Genomic DNA, 20,515 nt, shown 5'->3' on the forward strand with positions numbered 1-20,515 from the left:
TCACATTATTGTCAAAATATTATAGCATTATGTACAAAAAAATATTAGGGTTTTTACTGTTTTTTGTCAGTATGAATACCTTTGCCGATGATGGTTATCGTTTGTGGTTGAAATATGATTTAATCAGTAATAAACAACAGCGAGAAAGTTATACGCATTTTACAAAATTTATTGTAGCCAATACTCAACATGAAATCATCAAAGTAGCTACTGATGAATTAAAAAGTGGTTTACAAGGATTGCTTGGTAAGCAAGTTTCAGTATTGAGTACCTCAAAAAATACAGGAGGAATTGTATTGCAACTTTCGAAAAATCAGGCTTTGAATGATGAAGGATTTACCATTATCAATCAAAATGGTAATGTAGTGGTTTCTGGCAATACCGAAAAAGGAATATTGTATGGAACATTTGAACTACTACGAAGTATTCAGACTGGGAAATCTTTAGCAAATATCTTTATAACGAGTAATCCTAAAATCAAACTACGGATGTTGAACCATTGGGATAACCCATTGGGAACCATCGAAAGAGGTTATGCAGGCTCATCGCTATGGAAATGGTATGAATTACCTGAAAACATTGACCCTCGCTACAAAGATTATGCGCGTGCGAATGCTTCAATTGGTATTAACGCAACGGTAGTCAATAATGTAAATGCTAGTGCAAGATTCATGACCAAAGAATACCTTTTAAAGGTAAAAGCCTTGGCAGATGTTTTTCGTCCTTATGGCATTCAAATATTTTTATCGGTGAATTTTGCTGCTCCTAAAATTTTAAAGGGAGCTAAAACATCAGACCCACTCGACCCTCAAGTACGTGCTTGGTGGCAAGCCAAAACAAAGGAAATTTACAGTATTATTCCAGATTTTGGAGGGTATTTGGTAAAAGCTAATTCTGAAGGAGAGCCTGGTCCACAGGATTTTGGAAGAACACATGCCGACGGTGCAAATATGTTGGCGGAAGCTTTAAAACCTTTTACGGGTGTAGTTATTTGGCGTGCCTTTGTGTATAAACCAAGTTCAAAAGATGACCCCAAAGGTGATCGCTACAAAGAAGCTTATAATGACTTCAAACCGTTAGATGGACAATTTGATAGAAAAGTAATTGTTCAGGTCAAAAATGGCCCGATTGATTTCCAAGCACGTGAACCTTTTCACCCACTTTTTGGAGCTATGCCTAAAACACCACTGGCGATGGAATTTCAGATTACCCAAGAGTATCTGGGATTTTCTACCAATTTGGTTTATTTAGCGCCCCTCTTCAAAGAATGTCTTGAATCAGATACTTATGTAAAAGGTAAAGGCTCAACAGTAGCGAAAGTGGTTGATGGTTCTTTGCATGATTATAATTTAACGGCCATTGCTGGAGTAGCCAATACAGGTTCTGACCGTAATTGGACAGGTCATTTTATGTCGCAAGCTAATTGGTATGCATTTGGTAGATTGGCGTGGAATCATGAATTGTCATCAGCACAAATCGCAGATGAATGGACTAAAATGACTTTAAGTCAAGACGAGAAAGCAGTAAAAATGGTTACTGGTATATTGCTAGCCTCGCGTGAAATCTATGTGAATTTCACTACGCCGTTGGGGCTTCACCATATTATGGGACAAGGTATTCATTATGGTCCTGAACCTTGGTTAGAGAGAAGTGCACGTCCTGACTGGGCATCAGCATATTATCATCGTGCTGATAGTGTAGGTCTTGGTTTTGATAGAACAAAAAAAGGCACAGAAGCCCTTTTGCTGTATGCACCAGAAGTACAAAATCAATGGAATGACCCTAACAAAACACCATTGCCCTATTTACTATGGTTTCATCATGTAGGCTGGAAAACTAAATTATCAACAGGGAAAACGCTTTGGGATGAACTTTGTACTAGATATTATACAGGATTAGCGTCAGTAAAAGAAATGCGTCAGCAATGGTCATCCGTGAAGTCGAATGTTGATAAAGAGATTTTTGAAGATGTAGCAGGTAGACTAGCTGTACAGGAAAGAGAAGCCATTTGGTGGAGAGATGCTTGTGTGTTGTATTTTCAGCAATATTCAAAAATGCCAATTCCTGCTCCTTTCCCAAAACCCGAAAGAAGTCTGGAGGAAGTAAAAACATTAGTAGAAACGTATCAATTGAGGTAGCTAGAAGGCTTTCGGACATCAGCTTTCGGCTTTCAATTGTCAGACGTATGTCATAAAATAATTATTAATATAAAAGCTGAATGCCGATGACCGATGGCTGACAGCTAAAAAAAAATCATGTTTTCATTAGAAGGAAAAATTGCCCTAATTACTGGGGGCGGAAGTGGAATTGGCTTTGCCATTGCTCAATGCATGGTTACGGCAGGAGCGAAAGTAGTTATTACAGGTAGACGTGAGCAAGCCTTAAAAGATGCGGTTGCTGAATTGGGTAATAACGCTTTTTATATTGTGAATGATGTAACAGTTTTAGAACACTTAGAAGGCTTGGTAGAGCAAATTGAAACTAAAATAGGAGCTATTGATATTTTAGTAAATAATGCAGGTATCAATATGAAAAAATTCGCTGTAGAAGTAACTGACGAAGATTTCAACCGTATTGTGCATACCAATTTGAATGCCGTATTTGCTTTAACCCGTGCCTGTGCTAAAAAAATGTTACCACGTAAGAAGGGCTCAATTTTGATGATTTCTTCGATGGCGGCCTACTATGGTATAGACAGAGTAGTAGCATACACGGCATCAAAATGTGGTGTAGAAGGTATGGTGAAGGCATTAGCAATGGAGTTTTCTGTCGACAATGTGCGTGTAAATGCGATTGCGCCAGGGTTTATCGAAACGGCAATGTCACAGACTGCGATGAATTCTGACCCTGCTAGAAAGCATAAAGCACTCGACCGCACGCCTATGGGGTACTTTGGAAAACCAGAAGATATTGGTATGGCCGCCGTATTCCTGTCTTCAGAAGCTGCCAAATATATTACAGGAGCCTCGTTGCCTGTAGATGGCGGGAATTCAATCGGTTTTTAGTGATTGCCTAACCATTAATCATCATCAACTATAGAGTCGATTGACTCTATAGTTTTAAACAGTTCTTATGTGTTCTAGTTTTTTATTGTAATAATCTTGTAAAAAGCAGATATTATTATAATATTTGCTTTTAAATCAATGTTTGATAAATACGTGAAGCACTGAAAATTGCTTATTACATACTCTTAATTTTAATTATCCATGAAAAAACAATTCTTATCATTATGCTTAGTGGCTGCATCTTTGTCTGTCTTCGGACAAGCGAAAAAGCCTATATCGCAACCTTTGGTTTCTCATATTTACACAGCCGACCCTTCTGCCCATGTATTTAATGGAAAAATCTATATTTATCCTTCACATGATATTGAGTCGGGCGTGAAAGAAGACGATGAGGGTGGACATTTTGATATGAAAGATTTTCATATTCTATCAATGGATAGAATAGGAGGGAAAGTAACTGACAACGGCGTAGCCTTAGATATTAAAAATATCCCTTGGGCTGGTCGTCAGTTGTGGGCACCTGACGCTGCGTTTAAAAACGGAACCTATTATTTATATTTTCCAGTAAAAGACAAGAATGATGTTTTTAGAATAGGCGTAGCCACTAGCAAAAGTCCCGTAGGGCCATTCAAAGCAGAAAAGGAACCTATTAAAGGGAGTTATAGCATAGACCCCTGTGTGTTTAAAGATACAGACGGCAGTTATTATATGTATTTCGGAGGTATTTGGGGAGGACAATTGCAACGTTGGAAAACTGGCAGCTATGACCCTAAGGGGAAATTACAAGATGATAACCAACCTGCTTTAACCCCTAAAATAGCTAAATTGAGTAAGGATATGCTAAGTTTTGCCGAGGAAGCAAAAGATGTACAGATTCTAGATAAGAATGGTAAAGTATTATTGGCAGGCGACAATACCAAACGTTTTTTTGAGGCCTCGTGGCTACATAAATACAAAGGAAAATATTATTTTTCTTATTCAACAGGCGATACCCATTTTATCAATTATGCTATTGGGGATAATCCTTATGGACCATTTACTTACAAAGGTGTAGTCTTGAATCCTGTTGATGGTTGGACAAACCATCATTCTATTGTAGAAATCAAAGGAAAATGGTATTTGTTCTATCACGATGTACAACTTTCTGGAAAAACACACTTAAGAAATGTAAAAGTGACTGAGTTGAAGTATAATCCAGATGGAAGTATTCAAACAATCACTGCCTACAAATAAATGAAGAAAACCCTTTTAACCGTTTTATATACTTGTAGCTCTTTATGCCTTTTCGCTCAAAGCGAAAAGGTCAAGGGACTCAAAGATTATTATCAAGCCTATTTTCCTATTGGTGTAGCCGTAAACCCTCGGATGGTGAATGAAGGTGCAGAATCTGCCTTTATTGTACAGCAATTCAATAGCCTTACGCCTGAGAATTCCATGAAGATGGGACCTATCCATCCTCAAGAGAATGTGTATAATTGGGAAGCCTCAGACAAGATGGTAGCGTTTGCTCAGAAAAATGGCTTGAAAGTTCGTGGACATAATTTATGCTGGCATAACCAAACACCTGCGTGGTTTTTTAAAAAGGATGATAGAGTCGTTACAAAAGAGGAACTATTAGCTCGTTTGAAAACACATATTTTCGAGGTAGTAAAACGTTATCAAGGCAAAATTTATGTTTGGGATGTAGTCAATGAAGCTGTGCCTGATACTGGACTTTCAATGTATAGAAAATCTAAATTTTATGAGATTATAGGAGAAGAATACATCGCCAAAGCTTTTGAATATGCTCATGAAGCTGACCCCAATGCCTTACTTTTTTATAATGATTATAACACAGAAAGTAAAGCTAAAAGAGAAAAAATCTATCAATTATTAAAAGGACTCAAACAAAAAGGAGTACCTATTCATGGCGTGGGTTTACAAGCCCATTGGTCTATTGATGAACCTACACAAAGTGAATTAGAAGAATCAATTACCAAATTTGCGAGTTTGGGTTTGCAAATACAGATTACTGAACTAGATATTTCGGTGTATCCAAAAGAACATGAAAGACGTGAAAGGAGGGAAAACGATGGAGTAGGTATTTTCACGGATGAAATGGAACAGAAGCAGATACAGCAATACAAAATGGTTTTTGATGTTTTCAGAAAGCATAAACAAAACATTACCAGCGTAACATTCTGGAATCTTTCAGACCAATATTCTTGGTTGGATAATTTTCCTGTAACAGGTAGAAAAGACTTCCCGCTTTTATTTGATCAAAACCTTAAGCCCAAAAAAGCATTTTGGGAAGTTGTTAAGTTTTAACCATTCTCTATGAAAAATTCAGGTACTTACCGTTGGACGATTGTAGCTTTATTATTCTTTGCCACAACCATCAATTATCTCGATAGACAAGTAATAGGTCTATTGAAACCAACGCTCGAAAAAGAATTATCTTGGACAGAAAGCGATTATTCAAAAATCGTGATGTCGTTTACAGCTGCTTATGCGATTGGCTTATTGATTTTCGGACGCATTATTGATAAAATTGGTACAAAGCTCGGTTATACCATTTCTATTATTATTTGGAGTATTGCCGCTATTTTTCATGCAGCAGCTAAAACAACTTTAGGTTTTGGCATTGCAAGAGCCTCGTTAGGTTTTGGAGAAGCTGGAAACTTTCCTGCGGCCATTAAATCGGTTGCAGAATGGTTTCCTAAAAAAGAGAGAGCTTTGGCAACGGGTATTTTTAATTCTGGAGCAAACATTGGGGCAGTAGTTGCTCCTATCATGGTGCCTTGGATTTTGGGTGCTTATGGTTGGGAAGAAGCATTTATCATCACGGGAGCCATCGGTTTTATATGGCTACTTTTTTGGTGGTTTATTTATGAAATTCCCACTCGTAAGAAAAACCTTTCAGCTAAAGAGTTTCAGCACATTCATAGTGATAACGAAGAAGAAGAAGGTACTACAGCATCAGTGCCTTGGCTACAACTTTTTAAATATAAACAAACTTGGGCATTTGTTACGGGTAAATTTCTGACGGACCCTATCTGGTGGTTTTTCTTATTCTGGTTACCATCTTATTTTTCGTCAACTTTTGCTTTAGATTTAAAAAAGCCAAGCATACACTTAGCCGTTTTATATACTTTCACTACCATAGGCAGTATTGGGGGTGGCTATTTATCAGGATGGTTTATTAAAAAGGGCTGGCCAGTTTTCAAAGCTCGTAAAACAGCCATGTTGATTTTTGCCATATTCGTTATACCTATTGTGTTAGCGCGTTATGCTACTAACATTTGGCTAGCAGTATTTTTGATTAGCTTAGCAGCATCCGCTCATCAGGCTTGGAGTGCTAATATTTTTACTACTGTATCAGATATGTTTCCTAAAAAAGCCATTAGTTCCGTAGTAGGAATCGGAGGAATGGCAGGTTCTTTAGGAGGTGTTTTGTTCCCTTACTTTATTGGAATTATTTTAGATGAATACAAACTGCTTGGAAATCTAAACGGAGGATACAACATTATTTTCTTAGTCTGTGGTTTTGCGTATTTATTAGCTTGGGGCATTATTCATTTACTGACACCCAAAATGCAAAAAGTAGAATTGTAAAAAACTTAAAATCATTTATCCATAACGAAGGACTTAAGTCCCTCGTTATGGATGTGGTGCTTAACAGCCTTGTTTTTACAAGTAAAAACTTATATTTATAAAAGCGTAATTATATTTGTGTCAAAAATACACATTTTAAATGTGGACGATTTTTATCAAAGTCCAATTTTTAATCCATGAACAATACAATGTCTATCAAACACTTTTCTCTATTCTTGTTTTTCATGAGCATTTTAACAACAAGTTATGCTCAACAAGAAACGTCTTCTACTACTCCAAAGCTTCAAAGTTTTCCTTTACAAGCTGTTCGTTTGCAAGCAGGACCATTTTTGAATGCTCAGCAGGTAGATATGAAATATATCCTTGCTTTAAATCCTGATAGACTGTTAGCACCGTATCGCATAGATGCAGGCTTGCCATTAAAAGCAGAACGATATGGGAACTGGGAAAATTCTGGATTAGATGGACACATCGGAGGACACTATTTATCAGCCTTGGTGTTGATGTACGCTTCCACCAATAACCCTGAAATGCAAAAAAGACTAAACTACATGGTTTCTGAATTGGCTTTATGTCAAGAAAAAAATGGTGATGGGTATGTTGGAGGTATTCCACAGGGAAAAGTATTTTGGTCGAGAATTGCCAAAGGAGATTTAGATGGTAGCGGATTTGGGTTGAACAATACTTGGGTGCCTTTGTATAATATCCATAAATTATTTGCAGGATTATACGATGCCTATACGATAGGAGGTAATAAACAAGCCTTAACGGTTTTGGTAAAATTAGGCGATTGGTTTGCTGGTACGATTCAAAATTTGAATGAAGTTCAAATCCAAAAGATGCTTCAAACAGAACATGGTGGAATGAATGAAGTGTATGCAGAGTTGTATGAAATTACGAAAGAAAAAAAATATTTAGAGATAGCCCAGAAGATTTCTCATCGTGCTATTTTAAATCCCCTCTTAGCACAAAAAGATGCGCTGACAGGCTTGCATGCTAATACGCAAATCCCAAAAGTGATTGGTTTTCAGCGTATAGCAAGTTTGACGAATAACCAAGATTGGGCTAATGCCGCTAATTTTTTCTGGGAAAATGTTAGCTCAAAACGCAGTGTTTCTTTTGGCGGAAATAGTTTCAGAGAACATTTTAATCCTGTTAATGATTTTACGCCAATGTTAGAATCTAATCAAGGACCAGAAACTTGTAATTCCTATAATATGCTCAAACTGACTAAATCTTTGTTTTTGTCAGAACCTAAAGCCAGTTATATGGATTTCTTTGAACGTACTTTATACAACCATATTTTGTCTTCTCAACATCCGACTAAAGGAGGATTTGTATATTTTACACCTATTCGTCCTCGTCACTACCGTGTTTATTCACAACCTCAAGAAGGCTTTTGGTGTTGTGTCGGCTCAGGATTAGAAAATCATGGGAAGTATGGTGAAATGATTTATGCACATACCGACAAAGATTTATATGTAAACCTCTTTATGGCTTCAACGTTGAATTGGAAAGAAAAAGGAATAGTACTTACCCAAAATACCCAGTTTCCAAATACTTCAAATTCAGAGATTAGCTTAAAACTTACAAAGCCACAGACCTTTACGCTTTTTGTTCGTTATCCCAAATGGGTAAAAGAGAATGCTTTTCAAGTAAAAGTTAATGGCAAAGCCTTTGTGGTAAATGAAAAACCTTCTTCGTTTATTGCCATCAATAGAACTTGGAAATCAGGGGATAAAGTATCGCTAACTTTCCCGATGGAAACTACAGCTGAAACACTACCAGATGGTTCATCTTGGGTGTCTTTTCTACATGGTCCGATTGTATTAGCAGCCAAAACAGATACGACAGACCTAAAAGGGCTTTTTGCAGATGCTAGTCGTATGGGACATGAAGCATCAGGGAAGTTATATCCTTTAGACGAAGCACCGATTTTGGTAAGTAATTCAAATGAATACTTATCGAAAATACAGCCTATCAAAAATCAAGCTTTACAGTTTTCAATGGGTGATGCACTTTATCCAAGCAAATACCAATCACTCACCTTAATTCCTTTTTATCAATTGCACGATGCCCGTTATATGATGTATTTCCCAGTAATGAATCAAGAACAATTGGCTGGTAAAATTCAGGAAATAAAGGAAAAAGAGCAATTGAAATTAGCATTGGAACAGAAAACCATAGACCAAATAGCTTTAGGAGAACAACAACCCGAAGCCGACCATCATTTTCAAGGAAATCAATCAAACACAGGAGGAGAATTAGGTGCTTTTTGGAGAAGCACTACCGATTGGATTAGCTATGATTTAAGAAATACTGAGCAGACTGCTAAGAAATTAAGAGTTACTGTAGGGAATGAAAATAAAGTAAGAGAATTTGATATTGTTATCAATGGTGAGTTGTTTAAAACGATTCAACTAGAAGCAAAAAAGTCGAGAAAGCCATCTGATATTGATTATGAATTGCCAGAAGCATTGAATACAAAAACTATCAATATCAAGTTTGTAGCTAAAAATAAACAGAGTACTGGGGCAATTTATAGTATTAGATTACTGAAGGAATAGTGTATTTTTTCGCCATTGGTGTTGCTTACGCTCTGTTGTTGGAGGACAAACTCCAACAACGGCGAAAAAGTATCCGAAGCCTAAAACAGAAAGCCTTTATACTATTTTTTACAAATTACATTTACGATATTGTAAGAAAATACTTCAACAAATAATTCTTACAAACATGCTTCTAAAAATTCTATCAATCATTTTATTGTGTTCGGGCTTGACTTATGCTCAAGAACGTTTAATTATTATCGGAGGGGGAAAACGTCCTGCCGATGTATTGACAAAATTCATTGAATTAAGTGGTAAAGACCAAGGCGAGATATTAATCATTACTTGGGCAAGTGGCGAACAAGAAGCCAGTTTTGAATCTATCAAAAAAGATATTTCAGCATTATCTCCTATTAAAGTTGTTCATGCACCAGTTTCTCCGTTGACAGTAGAGTCTAAAGAGGTGTTGTTAAGTCAATTAAAAACGGCTAAAGGCGTTTTCTTTACAGGAGGCGACCAAGTTAGGATTATGAAGGTGTTGGAAGACGAAAGTTTATTCAAGGCTATGCACGAACGTTATCACAAACAAATCGTTTTTGCTGGTACTAGTGCAGGAACAGCCATCATGTCTGAAAAGATGATTACGGGCGAAGGTAAACTGGATGTAATTGACGGTTCGCAGGTTGAAACTAAAAAAGGCTTAGGATTATTACCCAATGTAATTGTAGATCAACATTTTGTAAAGAGACAACGAGAGAATCGCTTAATGGGCTTGATTCTTCAAAATCCAACGTTACTAGGAATTGGTATAGATGAAAATACCGCTGTATACGTACAAGACAATAAATTAGCTGAAGTACTAGGCGAAAGTCAGGTGTTGATTTTTGATACACAACAAAAGAAAAATGAAATGAAAATGTACTTTTTGAAAAAGGGAGATAAATTTGATTTAGTAAAGAAGATTAAGCTTAAAATATAGCTGACTATAATTTAAATATTATTGAGGAATTGACCCTTGAACATGAAGGTTTTAACTTTGATGTTCAAGGGTTTTTAATTTTCAGACTATCAGAATTAAAGAGTTTTTTCAATAAATCAGCCATCTTTGTATCACCAAATAAGATTAATTAGAAATAGTAATATGGGAAAAGCTGCTGAAACACGAATGACAATCCTACAAAAAGCCTTTGAGTTGATTTATATCAATGGCTATCAGGCTACTAGTATTGACGATATTATTGCTACTACTAAAGTAACAAAGGGGGCTTTTTTTTATCACTTTAAAAATAAAGAAGAAATGGGGCTTGCTGTCATTAACGAAATGATGCAGCAAACGATGGGGAAAATGTTATTAGAGCCACTTTTGACGGCTGAAAACCCATTAATGGCTATTTATCACATGATGGAATATTTATTAATGCAAGAACCTTATTTACAAATTAAGTATGGTTGTCCTACTAACAACCTGATTCAAGAAATGGCTCCTTTGAATGAAAACTTTAGCAAAGCACTTACTAAAATTATGGATGATGTTTTGCAAAGTATTGAGAAAGCTGTTGAAAGAGCAAAATCTTTGGACTTGGTAAGGGCAGATGTTAATAGTAAACAAGTAGCAATCTTCGTTTCTGCTAGCTATGGAGGTATCAGAAATTTAGGAAAATTATATGAGAACGCTGATTATTATCGAGCCTATTTAAATGAGTTAAAAAACTATTTGAATCGATTGGAATAATTTTTACCCAAAAACATACCATTTGGTATGTTTTTGGGTATCTTTGCAGTATTAAAACTGAAAATATTAATGCATATACTCTTATTTGTTCATTCTCTGTTAAGGTGGCTAGTCTTAATCAGCATCATTTATGCGATATTGAGGGCTTATCTTGGTTTAAAAAATCAAACTACTTTTTCTAAAACAGATAATTCAGTCCGACATTGGACAGCTACTATTGCTCATATCCAATTGGTTGTTGGGATTAATCTTTATATTAAAAGCCCAACAGTTAAATATTTTTTAAGTAATTTTAAGCAGGCTATTCAGCACTTAGAATTTACTTTTTTCGGTTTAATACATATCCTTTTAATGTCGATTGCCATCATAGTTTTAACCATTGGCTCGGCATTAGCAAAACGTAGAAAAAACGATGAAGTTAAATATAAGACAATCTTAGTTTGGTTTTCATTAGCCTTATTCATCATTTTCATAGCCATTCCTTGGCCATTTTCTCCTTTAGCACATAGACCATTTTTTAGACAATTTTAAGATGAAAACATTATTATCGACCAATATTGGGCGTTTGCGCATCATTGCTTTTCTTGAAGGAGTATCATTTTTATTATTACTTTTTATCGCTACGCCGATGAAATATTATTTTGATAGTCCAGCAGGAACAAAAATACTTGGACCTATTCATGGGGCATTATTTATCCTTTTCATTTTAAATGCTTTAAGTGTGGGTGTAGAAGAAAACTGGAAGTTTTCGACAACCACTTGGAAGGTATTAGTAGCCAGTATTTTACCGTTTGGTACTTTTTATATTGACCATAAAATTTTAAAAGATATTCAAAAAAGTAAAGAAGGTTAAGTATGGTTTTTATCGAACAAATCAACAAATTTACAGTACAATTTACCTAAATGACATCGGATTGAACAATTCTTCACTTATATATGAAAATATTATCATATATTTGTATTGTGATTAACAAGACAGCAATGGAAATATTAGAAAACACCCCTAAAGAAAGATTTCAAGCCAGTAAACAGAAAATGGAGAAGGCTGCCTATATCTTAAAGACTGTGGCACATCCTGTTCGTTTAGCCATTATAGATTTGCTGAATCAGCAAGGAGAAATGGGAGTAAATGATATTTGTAAAGCCTTAGATTGTGAACAATCGCTTATTTCTCATCACCTGATTAATATGAAACTCCGTGGAATACTTCAATCTCATAAAGATGGACTGAATGTATATTATGATTTGAAGGAGAAGGAAATCGTAAAACTATTGCAATGCATTGAGAATTGTGATTGTAATATGTAAGATTTTTGACATTTATATATGATAGAAACAACATATATTAATTTTTAATACCACCATTAATGATTAGTCGAAGAACATATATATCCTCATTTTCATTTTCGTTTGTTTCGGGAATTATTAATATTTTGGGCATACAATTTTTAGGATTAGTAGTAACAAATATCACGGGGCATTATAGCACAAGTATTTTATTAAATAAAACAGAAACTAATAAAGATATTCTTATTACGTGTTCGTATGTTTTTATGTACTGGTTAGGGTCCTTTTGGACTTCCTCATGTTTTTATTATGGAAAAAAGACCAATAAAACGTATGTGAAAATATTCCCAATTTTTCTAAATCTGACTATTCTGTTATATGCACTTTGGTCACAGCACTTAATTATTTGGCTACTTTTTTTAGTGTCCAGCACACAAAATGCATTAGGGGCTAATCATAGCGACAATCAGATTCGAGCTTCACAGATTACAGGTGTTGTAATGGCTTCGGGGCTGGATATCGCCAAGTATTTTTTTGGAGGGTTTTCAGCAGATTGTAGAAAAGATTTTTTGAAAGCTTTCAGTGTTAAAATGCTGAATATTATAGGATTCATAGTCGGGGGAATCGCTTCCTTTTTTTATAGTTCACTCTCCATTTTGTGGTTGCCAGTTGTATTCTATTGTATCGTTTCAGTGCTAATTCTAAAGAAAAAACTTTAAGTATTTAATATTATTTATCAATAATCAATAAACTAATACATTTCATTGATGTATTCATTAACAATGATAGTAGAACAAATTTATACAGGCTGTTTAGCACAAGGTGCTTATTATATTCAATCAGAAGGTGAAGTTGCCATTATTGATCCTCTTCGTGAAGTACAACCTTATATTGCGAAGGCTGCTAGAAATAATGCAAAAATTAAATATATTTTTGAAACCCATTTTCATGCAGATTTTGTATCAGGGCATTTAGATTTATCTCGCCAAACGGGTGCTTCTATTGTTTATGGCCCAAATGCCAATCCTAGTTTCGATTGTATTGTCGCAGAAGATGGTCAGGTATTTCAAATTGGAAAAGTAAGCATCAAAGTACTCCATACGCCAGGACATACGATGGAGTCTGCATGTTTTTTACTAACAGATGAGAACGGTCATCAGCATTGTCTGTTTTCTGGAGATACCCTTTTTATTGGGGATGTTGGTCGTCCAGATTTAGCTCAGAAATTGGGAAGTATCACGACAAACGATTTAGCAGGTTTTTTATATGATTCGTTAAGAAATAAAATAATGACATTGCCAGATGATTTAATTATTTTTCCTGCGCATGGTGCTGGCTCGGCTTGTGGTAAAAATATGAGCAAAGAAACTTTTGACACATTGGGTAATCAGAAAGCGACTAACTATGCTTTGAAAGAACAAACCAAAGAAGAATTTATCGCAGCAGTAACGGATGGCTTGTTGCCTCCCCCATATTATTTCCCTAAAAACGTAATGATGAACAAAACAGGTATCAAAACGATGAAGGAAATTGTTAATAATGTACAGGCTTTATCGGTAGAAGCCTTTGAGGCGGCTGCCAATGAAACTGGAGCTGTTGTGTTGGATACTCGTTCAGCACAAGTATTCAAAGATGCGTTTATTCCTAATTCAATTAATATTGGTATCAAAGGGGATTTTGCTCCGTGGATTGGCACTTTGATTACTGACATCGAACAAGAAATTCTGTTTATTGCAGATGAAGAAAATATCGATGATGTTGTTACACGTCTTTCACGAGTTGGTTACGACAATGTGATTGGTTATTTGGAAGGTGGTATCGAGGCTTGGATAAAGGCAGGTAAAGAAACAGATAGTATAGAATCTATATCAGCGACTGAATTTGCTAAAAGATTTGAAGAAGCTAACGGGCAATTAATTGTGAAGGATGTTCGTAAGCAAACAGAGTATACAGCCGAGCATATTGACGAAGCTATGAATATTCCTTTAGCAGTATTAAGTGATAACATGGCTGAATTTTCAAAAACAAAGACCAATTACATTCATTGTGCGGGGGGATATCGTTCTATGATGGCAAGCTCTATTTTAAAAGCCCGAGGTTTTGATAATGTAGTAGATGTGGCTGGAGGTTTTAATGAGATTGCTAAAACAGCTGTTCCTACAACAGATTTTGTATGTCCTTCTAAATTAAAATAATATTTAACATCGAGAAAAATGATAGAATTAATTCGTCAGCCTTGGCATTGGGCAGTTGCCGGAGTACTAATTGGTCTAACTGTACCGACTTTGCTCATCATTGGGAATAAATCTTTTGGGATTTCATCGTCTCTACGTCATATCTGTGCAGCTTGTTTTCCTGCTAATATTTCTTTCTTCAAATATGATTGGAAGAAAGAAATATGGAATTTGTTTTTTGTAACAGGCGTATTAATTGGAGGTTTTATCGCTACCAATTTTTTATCCAATCCCAATACAATTGTTATCAGTGAACAAACGGTTATGGATTTGAAAGCTTTGGGTATTACAGATTTTTCAAACTTAATGCCTGCTGATTTATTTAACGTCGACAATATTTTTACTTTGAAAGGCTTCTTCTTTTTTATATTGGGTGGTTTTATGGTTGGTTTTGGAACAAGATATGCAGGCGGTTGTACTTCTGGACATGCTATCATGGGTTTATCAACCCTACAGCTTCCGTCATTAATTGCTACTATTTCATTTATGATTGGGGGCTTTTTGATGACATTCCTGCTGTTACCTCTTATCTTTAAACTTTTCTAAGACCATGCAAAAACAAGATGTTTTAATGAATGAAGAGTTTGTGTGTGATGCACCAAACGAACAAATTAAAAAAGAATCCTTCGCTAGCAACTTTAAATATATGCTAGTAGGTATCATCTTTGGGATAGTATTCGTGAAAGCTGAAATAGTTTCATGGTTCAGAATACAAGAGATGTTTCGGTTACAATCATTTTTTATGTATGGCGTGATTGGTACGGCTGTGATAGTAGGAATGACTTCTGTATTTCTAATCAAGAAATTTAAGATAAAAACACTTTCTGGCGAAAAAATCATTTTCCATGATAAGGTTTTCAATAAAGGGCAAATCTATGGAGGCTTAATTTTTGGCTTGGGTTGGGCTATTACTGGTGCTTGTCCAGGGCCATTGTTCGCTCAAATCGGTAGCGGTTTTGCGGTAGTAAGTGTCACCTTAATAAGTGCTATTGCTGGTACGTGGGTGTACGGATATTTAAGAGATAAATTACCACATTAAGTTTTTTTATAGACAGAAGACGCAAGACATAAGATATAAGACAAGATTTTTTTAGTCTTTATAAAACTTACTTCTTTTGTCTTGTTTCTTCTATCTTAATCTTATAAAATTATATTCTTAATCTTCTAGTCTTTAGTCTTGCGTCTTCTGTCTATAAAATGAAAAAACCAATTCCAATCATCACCATCGAGCAACTAAATAGTTGTGGTACACATATCATGATGAATATGGATATTAGAAGATTGGAGGTTCATGCTAAAACATTGACTCCTGCTGATTTTCCGCATAGACATGATTTTTATAATTTGATTTATATAAAAAGAGGGTCGGGTACTCATGATATTGATTTCAGGCATTACGAGGTAGTACCGCACCAACTTTTTTTAATGAATGAAGGGCAGGTACATGAATGGAACCTTAGTGATGATATTGAAGGGTATTCCTTTTTCTTTAAGAAAGAATTCTATGAAGTAGATGAAAATAATCTTTCCTTGAATGGATTACCCTTTTTCAACAATAGTCCGAATGATGAACCAATGGTTATTTTTGATGAGTCAACAGGCAAAGTAATTGAAGCCCTTTTTGAAGAAATTATTCAAGAATATTCCGATAAAAAAGCACATTATGAATCTTACATCAAAACGATTCTTAAGCAAATTCTAATACAGGCACTGAGGGTATATCAACCCAATTACAAAGACGATACTTCTACATTAAGCATTTCAAAATTCAAAACTTTTGAAACCTTAATAGAAGGATATTACCAAAAATACAAATCTGTGAAAGACTATGCCAGTCAACTAAACATCACCGCTAATTACCTGAATGCTATTTGTAATAAAATAGTAGGGAGAACCGCTGGAGAGCTAATCCGCGACCGTATTATTTTGGAAGCTAAAAGGCTTTTATTGCATTCAAGTATGTCTATTTGCGAAATCGCCTATCACCTTGGTTATGACGATTGTTCTTATTTTATAAGGGTGTTCAAAAAAGATGTTCATCAAACGCCCGAGCAATTCAGGCTGTTGAATCGCTAATTAGTTAAAATCATCTCCTTGAAAATCTTCTCAGCTTTCCACATTGAAACCTCAGTAAACCATTTGTTTTGTGGTTGAAAGCACATAACTGGTGCTTGTTTACATCTGTCAGTACATTCTATTTTAAAAATCTCTACAGTATCTTTTAAGTCATTCTCTTTAATGGCTTCTTTAAAAATCTTACGCACTTCTTTGTGTTTTCCGCACTTGCTTCCATCACAAATAAAGATTGATTTCTCTGGGAATTTCGAGTCACTCATGGTTTTAAATATTAAGATTGTTTGTCATCTCTATATGATTATAAAATATAACTTTATTTATAAAAAATAAGTATAAATTGATAATAGTAGGCTTTATAAAATAAGCCATTCGCTATGATAGAGCTTGTATTGAAGGGTAAATTAACTATAATAATGGTGATTGTTTCTAATTGGTTCATTAAAAATAAAGTTAAAATATGAATATTTACTTAAAAGTTACAGCAGTAGTGGTGTTTCAAACATTCTTTGTGGTAGGCTCAAATGCTCAGAAAATAATACAGCCCGAACTTGGCAATAGAAGTGTTAGTCTTTTGAAAGTGAAAAATCTTGTATTTAAAGATTTAAACAAGAATACTAAACTCGATAAATACGAAGACTGGCGATTGCCCATTGACTTGAGAGTAAAAGACTTGGTTGCTCAAATGACTTTAGAAGAGAAAATAGGGTTTATGATTATTAGTAGCACCCGTTTGGCTGGTGATTATTCTTTTCAACCTAATGCACCTAAAGCTGAAATTTCGAGTGGTTTTAATGAAGAAGATTTGATGCAACCCATCAATATGTTTACCCGTAAGCCTTTGCCAGTTCCTACCATGTCAGCCGCAGGAACAACAAAAGGCGTAATGAATTATCACCTTCGTCACTTCATTCTAAGAGCCAATACTACAGCCAAAATCATGGCAGAATGGTCAAATAATCTGCAAGCATTATGCGAAACATCACGCCTTGGCATTCCTGCTATCGTTGCTTCCAATCCTCGTAATCATGTTACGATTGATGCCTCAATAGGACTGAGTGTAGGTACAACTGTTTTTTCAAAATGGCCCGGAGAATTAGGCTTGGCTGCTATGCGAGATTTAAAACTTACTCATGAATTTGCTGAAATAGCTGGTAAAGAATGGTCGTCTGTAGGCTTACGAAAAGGCTATATGTATATGGCAGATTTGTCTACCGAACCTCGTTGGCAACGGATTGAAGGCACTTTTGGTGAAAATGCTGATTTGACATCAAGCATGATTCGCGAAATTGTATTGGGTTTTCAAGGCAATAAATTGAATAAAAACTCAGTAGCTATGACTACCAAGCATTTCCCAGGAGGTGGACCACAAGTTGGCGGGCAAGATTCCCATTTTGATTGGGGGAAAAATGCACATTATCCTGGCGGAATGTTTGAATACCATTTAAAGCCTTTTATAGCAGCCATTGCAGCAGGGACTTCGGCTATTATGCCTTATTATTCTGCCCCTAAAGGAGATGGATTTGAAGAAGTTGGATTTTCGTACAACAAAGCAATTATCCAAGATTTGCTAAGAAAAAAACTTGGGTTTAAAGGAATTATTAATTCAGATACAGGCCCTATTGATATGATGCCTTGGGGGGTAGAAAACTTGTCGATTCTACAGCGTTATCAAAAAGCGATTGATGCTGGGGTTGATATTTTCTCAGGAAGTGCAGACCCGTCTTTATTACTAGAAACAGTTAGAAAAGGCTTGGTTTCCGAAGAAAGAATCAATGAGTCGATTACTAGACTTTTGAAAGAAAAATTTGAATTAGGTCTTTTTGAAAACCCTTACGTTGATGTAGAAACAGCTGTAAAAACAGTAGGCAATACAAATTTTCAGAAAAAAGCAGATTTAGCCTTGAGAAAATCTATCGTTTTATTGCGTAATGACACAAAGGTTTTGCCTATTACTAAAAAGACAAAAGTATATTTTGAGACATATTATGACAATGGTAGAAACCCCAATCCCATTACTGTTAATAAACCCAGTATTTCGAACCCTAATATTGAATTTGTAGGAAGCAAAGAAGAAGCAGATGTTGTTTTATTATGGCTAATTCCTAATGGTGGGAGTTTGTTTAGTTCGCAAGGCAAACCGATTGAATTGAGTTTATCCAAAAATAAAATAGATGTAGCCCATGTAAATGAAATTATCAAGGCTAAGCCTACAGTGGTTGCCATTAACTTTACTAATCCTTGGGTAATTAATGAAATAGATGATACAAACTTAAAAACAGTAATAGCGACATTTGGTACTACAACTGATGCACTTTTGGATGTAGTAAGTGGTACATTTAACCCCACAGGTAAAATGCCTTTTACTACACCTGTTTCAGAGAAAGCCGTTTCAGAAAATCAATCTGATGTGCCGGGATATTTAAAACCGAAAGGCTATGCACTGTTTAAGTTTGGAGAAGGACTTAGTTATTAACAATAAGGGATAGAAAATACGATATGTAGATATGTAAGAATAAATGTCGATTTGGCTCTATCTGTCTTATTTATGTCACTTTAAGCCAAATTGAGTATTCTATTTGGCTTAAAGTGATGTTTTTATCTCCAAAAGAAAGGCTACTCAAAAAAGTAGCCTTTCTAATAAAATATATGTTAATCTTATTTTGAAAACAAAGCTTCCCAAATTACATCATATACGTCGGTTGCTTGAATTTCGCCGTCGCTTATTTTTTTATCAGAAATCAATACAGGATAATACTCTTTACCAATATTAACTCCTCCATGAGAGCCTTTTACAAGCGTCGCATCTAGTGGAATAACATCCATCAAATACCTGAATCCTAATAATTTACGGGCTAATTTATAGCCTGCTCTTAATTTAATAAATGGATTAGCAGGATTCATAAACATCTCTACAGGGTCGTAACCAGGTTTTCTATGAATATCTACTAAACGAGCATAATCAGGAGCTTTAGCATCATCTAGCCAGTAATAGTAAGTAAACCAACTGTCGGCATCTGCCATTACAACTAAATCCCCAGCACGTTCGTGATTAAGGTGATGAGCCTTTTTACCTTCTTCGTCCAACACTAGAGCAATGCCTTTGGTATTTTCTAAAATACTTTTTACACGTGCTTCCTCAGTTTTATCATTGATATAAATATGAGCAATCTGATGGTCGGCAATAGCAAAAGCCTTTGAAACACCAGCATCTAATAATTCATAATCACGTTCTACTCTTACCGAAATCAAACCATTTTCTCGGAATATTCTATTGATATGGATAGGATTGTTCACACTATTGATACCATATTCAGATAGAATGATGATGTTAGTATCTTTTGCTTGGTAATGCGTTACCAAATCTTCCACTAGTTTATCTACCTCTCCCAATTCTTTATGGATTTTAGAAAAATCTACTCCATATTTTTGTAAGCAATAATCTAAATGAGGTAAGTAAATTAAACTTAAGGTTGGGTCATGCGCTTTGTCAACCCAGATAGACGCATCAGCAATCCACTTTGAAGATTTTATATTAGCATTCGGTCCCCAAAAACTAAATAATGGGAAAGTGCCTAAATCAGCTTGAAGTTTATCACGCAAATCTGCTGGTTGTGTATAACAATCGGGGGCTTTTACGCCATCAGCATGGTATTGTGGTCTTGGCGTTACAGAATAATCAGCCGAAGAATACATATTATACCACCAAAACATTTTAGAACAAGTAAAATTCGGGTCTTGACGCTTAGCAGCTTCCCAAATTTTTTCTGCCTTTACTATTTTGTTAGATTGCTTCCAGAATTTATGCTCATTGTCTTCACGGTCGTACCAGCCATTGCCAACAATGCCGTGGGTATCAGGGAATTTTCCTGTTACATAACAGCTTTGCGAAGTGGTAGTAACGGCAGGTAATACAGGTTTTATATGTGTAAGGTGATGCTCAGAAAGATATTTTTTAATGAATGGAGTATGTTCTCCGATGACGCTAGTACTCAATCCGACTACATCAATGACTACTGTTTTTTGCATATTATTTTTTAGCTA

General features: G+C 35.4%; 19 protein-coding genes. 17 read left to right on the forward strand and 2 right to left on the reverse strand.

Features of this window, described 5'->3' with window-relative positions:
• The first annotated feature begins 29 nt into the window (after positions 1-29).
• The 16 genes from AC07XN_RS01805 (at position 30) to AC07XN_RS01880 (ending at position 16,474) form a co-directional block, all read left to right on the forward strand.
• Positions 30-2,138: an alpha-glucuronidase family glycosyl hydrolase gene (locus AC07XN_RS01805; protein WP_494741827.1), complete on the forward strand. Its 2,109-nt coding sequence runs from the start codon at positions 30-32 to the stop codon at positions 2,136-2,138.
• Between the two features lie 117 nt (positions 2,139-2,255).
• Entirely contained in the window at positions 2,256-3,005 is a 750-nt protein-coding gene (locus tag AC07XN_RS01810) for an SDR family NAD(P)-dependent oxidoreductase (protein WP_494741828.1), read from the forward strand.
• A gap of 201 nt (positions 3,006-3,206) precedes the next feature.
• The gene (locus AC07XN_RS01815) at positions 3,207-4,238 is read left to right on the forward strand and encodes a glycoside hydrolase family 43 protein (RefSeq protein ID WP_494741829.1); all 1,032 of its coding nucleotides are present in this window, start codon (positions 3,207-3,209) and stop codon (positions 4,236-4,238) included.
• Positions 4,239-5,312 (forward strand): endo-1,4-beta-xylanase, encoded by a 1,074-nt coding sequence (locus AC07XN_RS01820; protein WP_494741830.1) that lies wholly within the window; start codon positions 4,239-4,241, stop codon positions 5,310-5,312. It abuts the gene before it with no gap.
• 9 nt (positions 5,313-5,321) lie between these two features.
• Positions 5,322-6,599 carry an MFS transporter gene (locus AC07XN_RS01825; RefSeq protein ID WP_494741831.1) on the forward strand — a complete coding sequence of 426 codons (1,278 nt, stop codon included), beginning with the start codon at positions 5,322-5,324 and terminating at the stop codon, positions 6,597-6,599.
• Positions 6,600-6,823: 224 nt separating this feature from the next.
• Positions 6,824-9,166: a beta-L-arabinofuranosidase domain-containing protein gene (locus AC07XN_RS01830; protein WP_494741832.1), complete on the forward strand. Its 2,343-nt coding sequence runs from the start codon at positions 6,824-6,826 to the stop codon at positions 9,164-9,166.
• A 166-nt stretch (positions 9,167-9,332) separates the two neighbouring features.
• Positions 9,333-10,124, forward strand: a complete 792-nt coding sequence (locus AC07XN_RS01835) for a cyanophycinase (protein WP_494741833.1) — start codon at positions 9,333-9,335, stop codon at positions 10,122-10,124.
• Positions 10,125-10,286: 162 nt separating this feature from the next.
• Positions 10,287-10,877: a TetR family transcriptional regulator gene (locus AC07XN_RS01840; protein WP_494741834.1), complete on the forward strand. Its 591-nt coding sequence runs from the start codon at positions 10,287-10,289 to the stop codon at positions 10,875-10,877.
• Positions 10,878-10,946: 69 nt separating this feature from the next.
• A complete protein-coding gene (locus AC07XN_RS01845) occupies positions 10,947-11,408 on the forward strand; it encodes a hypothetical protein (RefSeq protein ID WP_494741835.1) in 462 nt (153 codons plus the stop codon).
• A gap of 1 nt (position 11,409) precedes the next feature.
• On the forward strand, positions 11,410-11,730 hold the full coding sequence (locus AC07XN_RS01850) for a DUF3817 domain-containing protein (RefSeq protein WP_309916941.1): 321 nt from the start codon (positions 11,410-11,412) through the stop codon (positions 11,728-11,730).
• 128 nt (positions 11,731-11,858) lie between these two features.
• On the forward strand, positions 11,859-12,185 hold the full coding sequence (locus AC07XN_RS01855) for an ArsR/SmtB family transcription factor (RefSeq protein ID WP_494741836.1): 327 nt from the start codon (positions 11,859-11,861) through the stop codon (positions 12,183-12,185).
• A 59-nt stretch (positions 12,186-12,244) separates the two neighbouring features.
• Entirely contained in the window at positions 12,245-12,883 is a 639-nt protein-coding gene (locus AC07XN_RS01860; RefSeq protein WP_494741837.1) for a DUF1275 family protein, read from the forward strand.
• A 63-nt stretch (positions 12,884-12,946) separates the two neighbouring features.
• The gene (locus tag AC07XN_RS01865) at positions 12,947-14,359 is read left to right on the forward strand and encodes an MBL fold metallo-hydrolase (RefSeq protein ID WP_323248574.1); all 1,413 of its coding nucleotides are present in this window, start codon (positions 12,947-12,949) and stop codon (positions 14,357-14,359) included.
• Between the two features lie 18 nt (positions 14,360-14,377).
• Positions 14,378-14,944, forward strand: a complete 567-nt coding sequence (locus tag AC07XN_RS01870; protein WP_494741838.1) for a YeeE/YedE family protein — start codon at positions 14,378-14,380, stop codon at positions 14,942-14,944.
• 4 nt (positions 14,945-14,948) lie between these two features.
• The gene (locus AC07XN_RS01875) at positions 14,949-15,437 is read left to right on the forward strand and encodes a DUF6691 family protein (protein WP_323248577.1); all 489 of its coding nucleotides are present in this window, start codon (positions 14,949-14,951) and stop codon (positions 15,435-15,437) included.
• Positions 15,438-15,595: 158 nt separating this feature from the next.
• Entirely contained in the window at positions 15,596-16,474 is an 879-nt protein-coding gene (locus AC07XN_RS01880) for an AraC family transcriptional regulator (protein WP_494741839.1), read from the forward strand.
• Here the strand turns inward: AC07XN_RS01880 and AC07XN_RS01885 are convergent.
• A complete protein-coding gene (locus AC07XN_RS01885; RefSeq protein ID WP_494741840.1) occupies positions 16,471-16,734 on the reverse strand; it encodes a (2Fe-2S) ferredoxin domain-containing protein in 264 nt (87 codons plus the stop codon). The two genes, AC07XN_RS01880 and AC07XN_RS01885, sit on opposite strands and share 4 nt — an antisense overlap.
• A 197-nt stretch (positions 16,735-16,931) precedes the next feature.
• On the opposite strand from AC07XN_RS01885, the gene AC07XN_RS01890 reads away from it, so the two are divergent.
• Entirely contained in the window at positions 16,932-18,947 is a 2,016-nt protein-coding gene (locus AC07XN_RS01890; RefSeq protein WP_494741841.1) for a glycoside hydrolase family 3 protein, read from the forward strand.
• 182 nt (positions 18,948-19,129) lie between these two features.
• On the opposite strand, the gene AC07XN_RS01895 is transcribed toward AC07XN_RS01890, so the two are convergent.
• Positions 19,130-20,500, reverse strand: coding sequence for an alkaline phosphatase family protein (locus AC07XN_RS01895; RefSeq protein WP_494741842.1), 1,371 nt, complete (start codon positions 20,498-20,500; stop codon positions 19,130-19,132).
• Positions 20,501-20,515: the final 15 nt, after the last annotated feature.

This window comes from Arcicella sp. GW458-12-2-14-TSB2 (genome assembly GCF_059423785.1).

Excerpts from the sequence above, each read along its gene's own strand:
- AC07XN_RS01805 (WP_494741827.1), top strand. The coding sequence starts at position 30 with ATGTACAAAAAAATATTAGGGTTTTTACTGTTTTTTGTCAGTATGAAT.
- AC07XN_RS01810 (WP_494741828.1), top strand. The coding sequence starts at position 2,256 with ATGTTTTCATTAGAAGGAAAAATTGCCCTAATTACTGGGGGCGGAAGT.
- AC07XN_RS01815 (WP_494741829.1), top strand. The coding sequence starts at position 3,207 with ATGAAAAAACAATTCTTATCATTATGCTTAGTGGCTGCATCTTTGTCT.
- AC07XN_RS01820 (WP_494741830.1), top strand. The coding sequence starts at position 4,239 with ATGAAGAAAACCCTTTTAACCGTTTTATATACTTGTAGCTCTTTATGC.
- AC07XN_RS01825 (WP_494741831.1), top strand. The coding sequence starts at position 5,322 with ATGAAAAATTCAGGTACTTACCGTTGGACGATTGTAGCTTTATTATTC.
- AC07XN_RS01830 (WP_494741832.1), top strand. The coding sequence starts at position 6,824 with ATGAGCATTTTAACAACAAGTTATGCTCAACAAGAAACGTCTTCTACT.
- AC07XN_RS01835 (WP_494741833.1), top strand. The coding sequence starts at position 9,333 with ATGCTTCTAAAAATTCTATCAATCATTTTATTGTGTTCGGGCTTGACT.
- AC07XN_RS01840 (WP_494741834.1), top strand. The coding sequence starts at position 10,287 with ATGGGAAAAGCTGCTGAAACACGAATGACAATCCTACAAAAAGCCTTT.
- AC07XN_RS01845 (WP_494741835.1), top strand. The coding sequence starts at position 10,947 with ATGCATATACTCTTATTTGTTCATTCTCTGTTAAGGTGGCTAGTCTTA.
- AC07XN_RS01850 (WP_309916941.1), top strand. The coding sequence starts at position 11,410 with ATGAAAACATTATTATCGACCAATATTGGGCGTTTGCGCATCATTGCT.
- AC07XN_RS01855 (WP_494741836.1), top strand. The coding sequence starts at position 11,859 with ATGGAAATATTAGAAAACACCCCTAAAGAAAGATTTCAAGCCAGTAAA.
- AC07XN_RS01860 (WP_494741837.1), top strand. The coding sequence starts at position 12,245 with ATGATTAGTCGAAGAACATATATATCCTCATTTTCATTTTCGTTTGTT.
- AC07XN_RS01865 (WP_323248574.1), top strand. The coding sequence starts at position 12,947 with ATGATAGTAGAACAAATTTATACAGGCTGTTTAGCACAAGGTGCTTAT.
- AC07XN_RS01870 (WP_494741838.1), top strand. The coding sequence starts at position 14,378 with ATGATAGAATTAATTCGTCAGCCTTGGCATTGGGCAGTTGCCGGAGTA.
- AC07XN_RS01875 (WP_323248577.1), top strand. The coding sequence starts at position 14,949 with ATGCAAAAACAAGATGTTTTAATGAATGAAGAGTTTGTGTGTGATGCA.
- AC07XN_RS01880 (WP_494741839.1), top strand. The coding sequence starts at position 15,596 with ATGAAAAAACCAATTCCAATCATCACCATCGAGCAACTAAATAGTTGT.
- AC07XN_RS01885 (WP_494741840.1), bottom strand. The coding sequence starts at position 16,734 with ATGAGTGACTCGAAATTCCCAGAGAAATCAATCTTTATTTGTGATGGA.
- AC07XN_RS01890 (WP_494741841.1), top strand. The coding sequence starts at position 16,932 with ATGAATATTTACTTAAAAGTTACAGCAGTAGTGGTGTTTCAAACATTC.
- AC07XN_RS01895 (WP_494741842.1), bottom strand. The coding sequence starts at position 20,500 with ATGCAAAAAACAGTAGTCATTGATGTAGTCGGATTGAGTACTAGCGTC.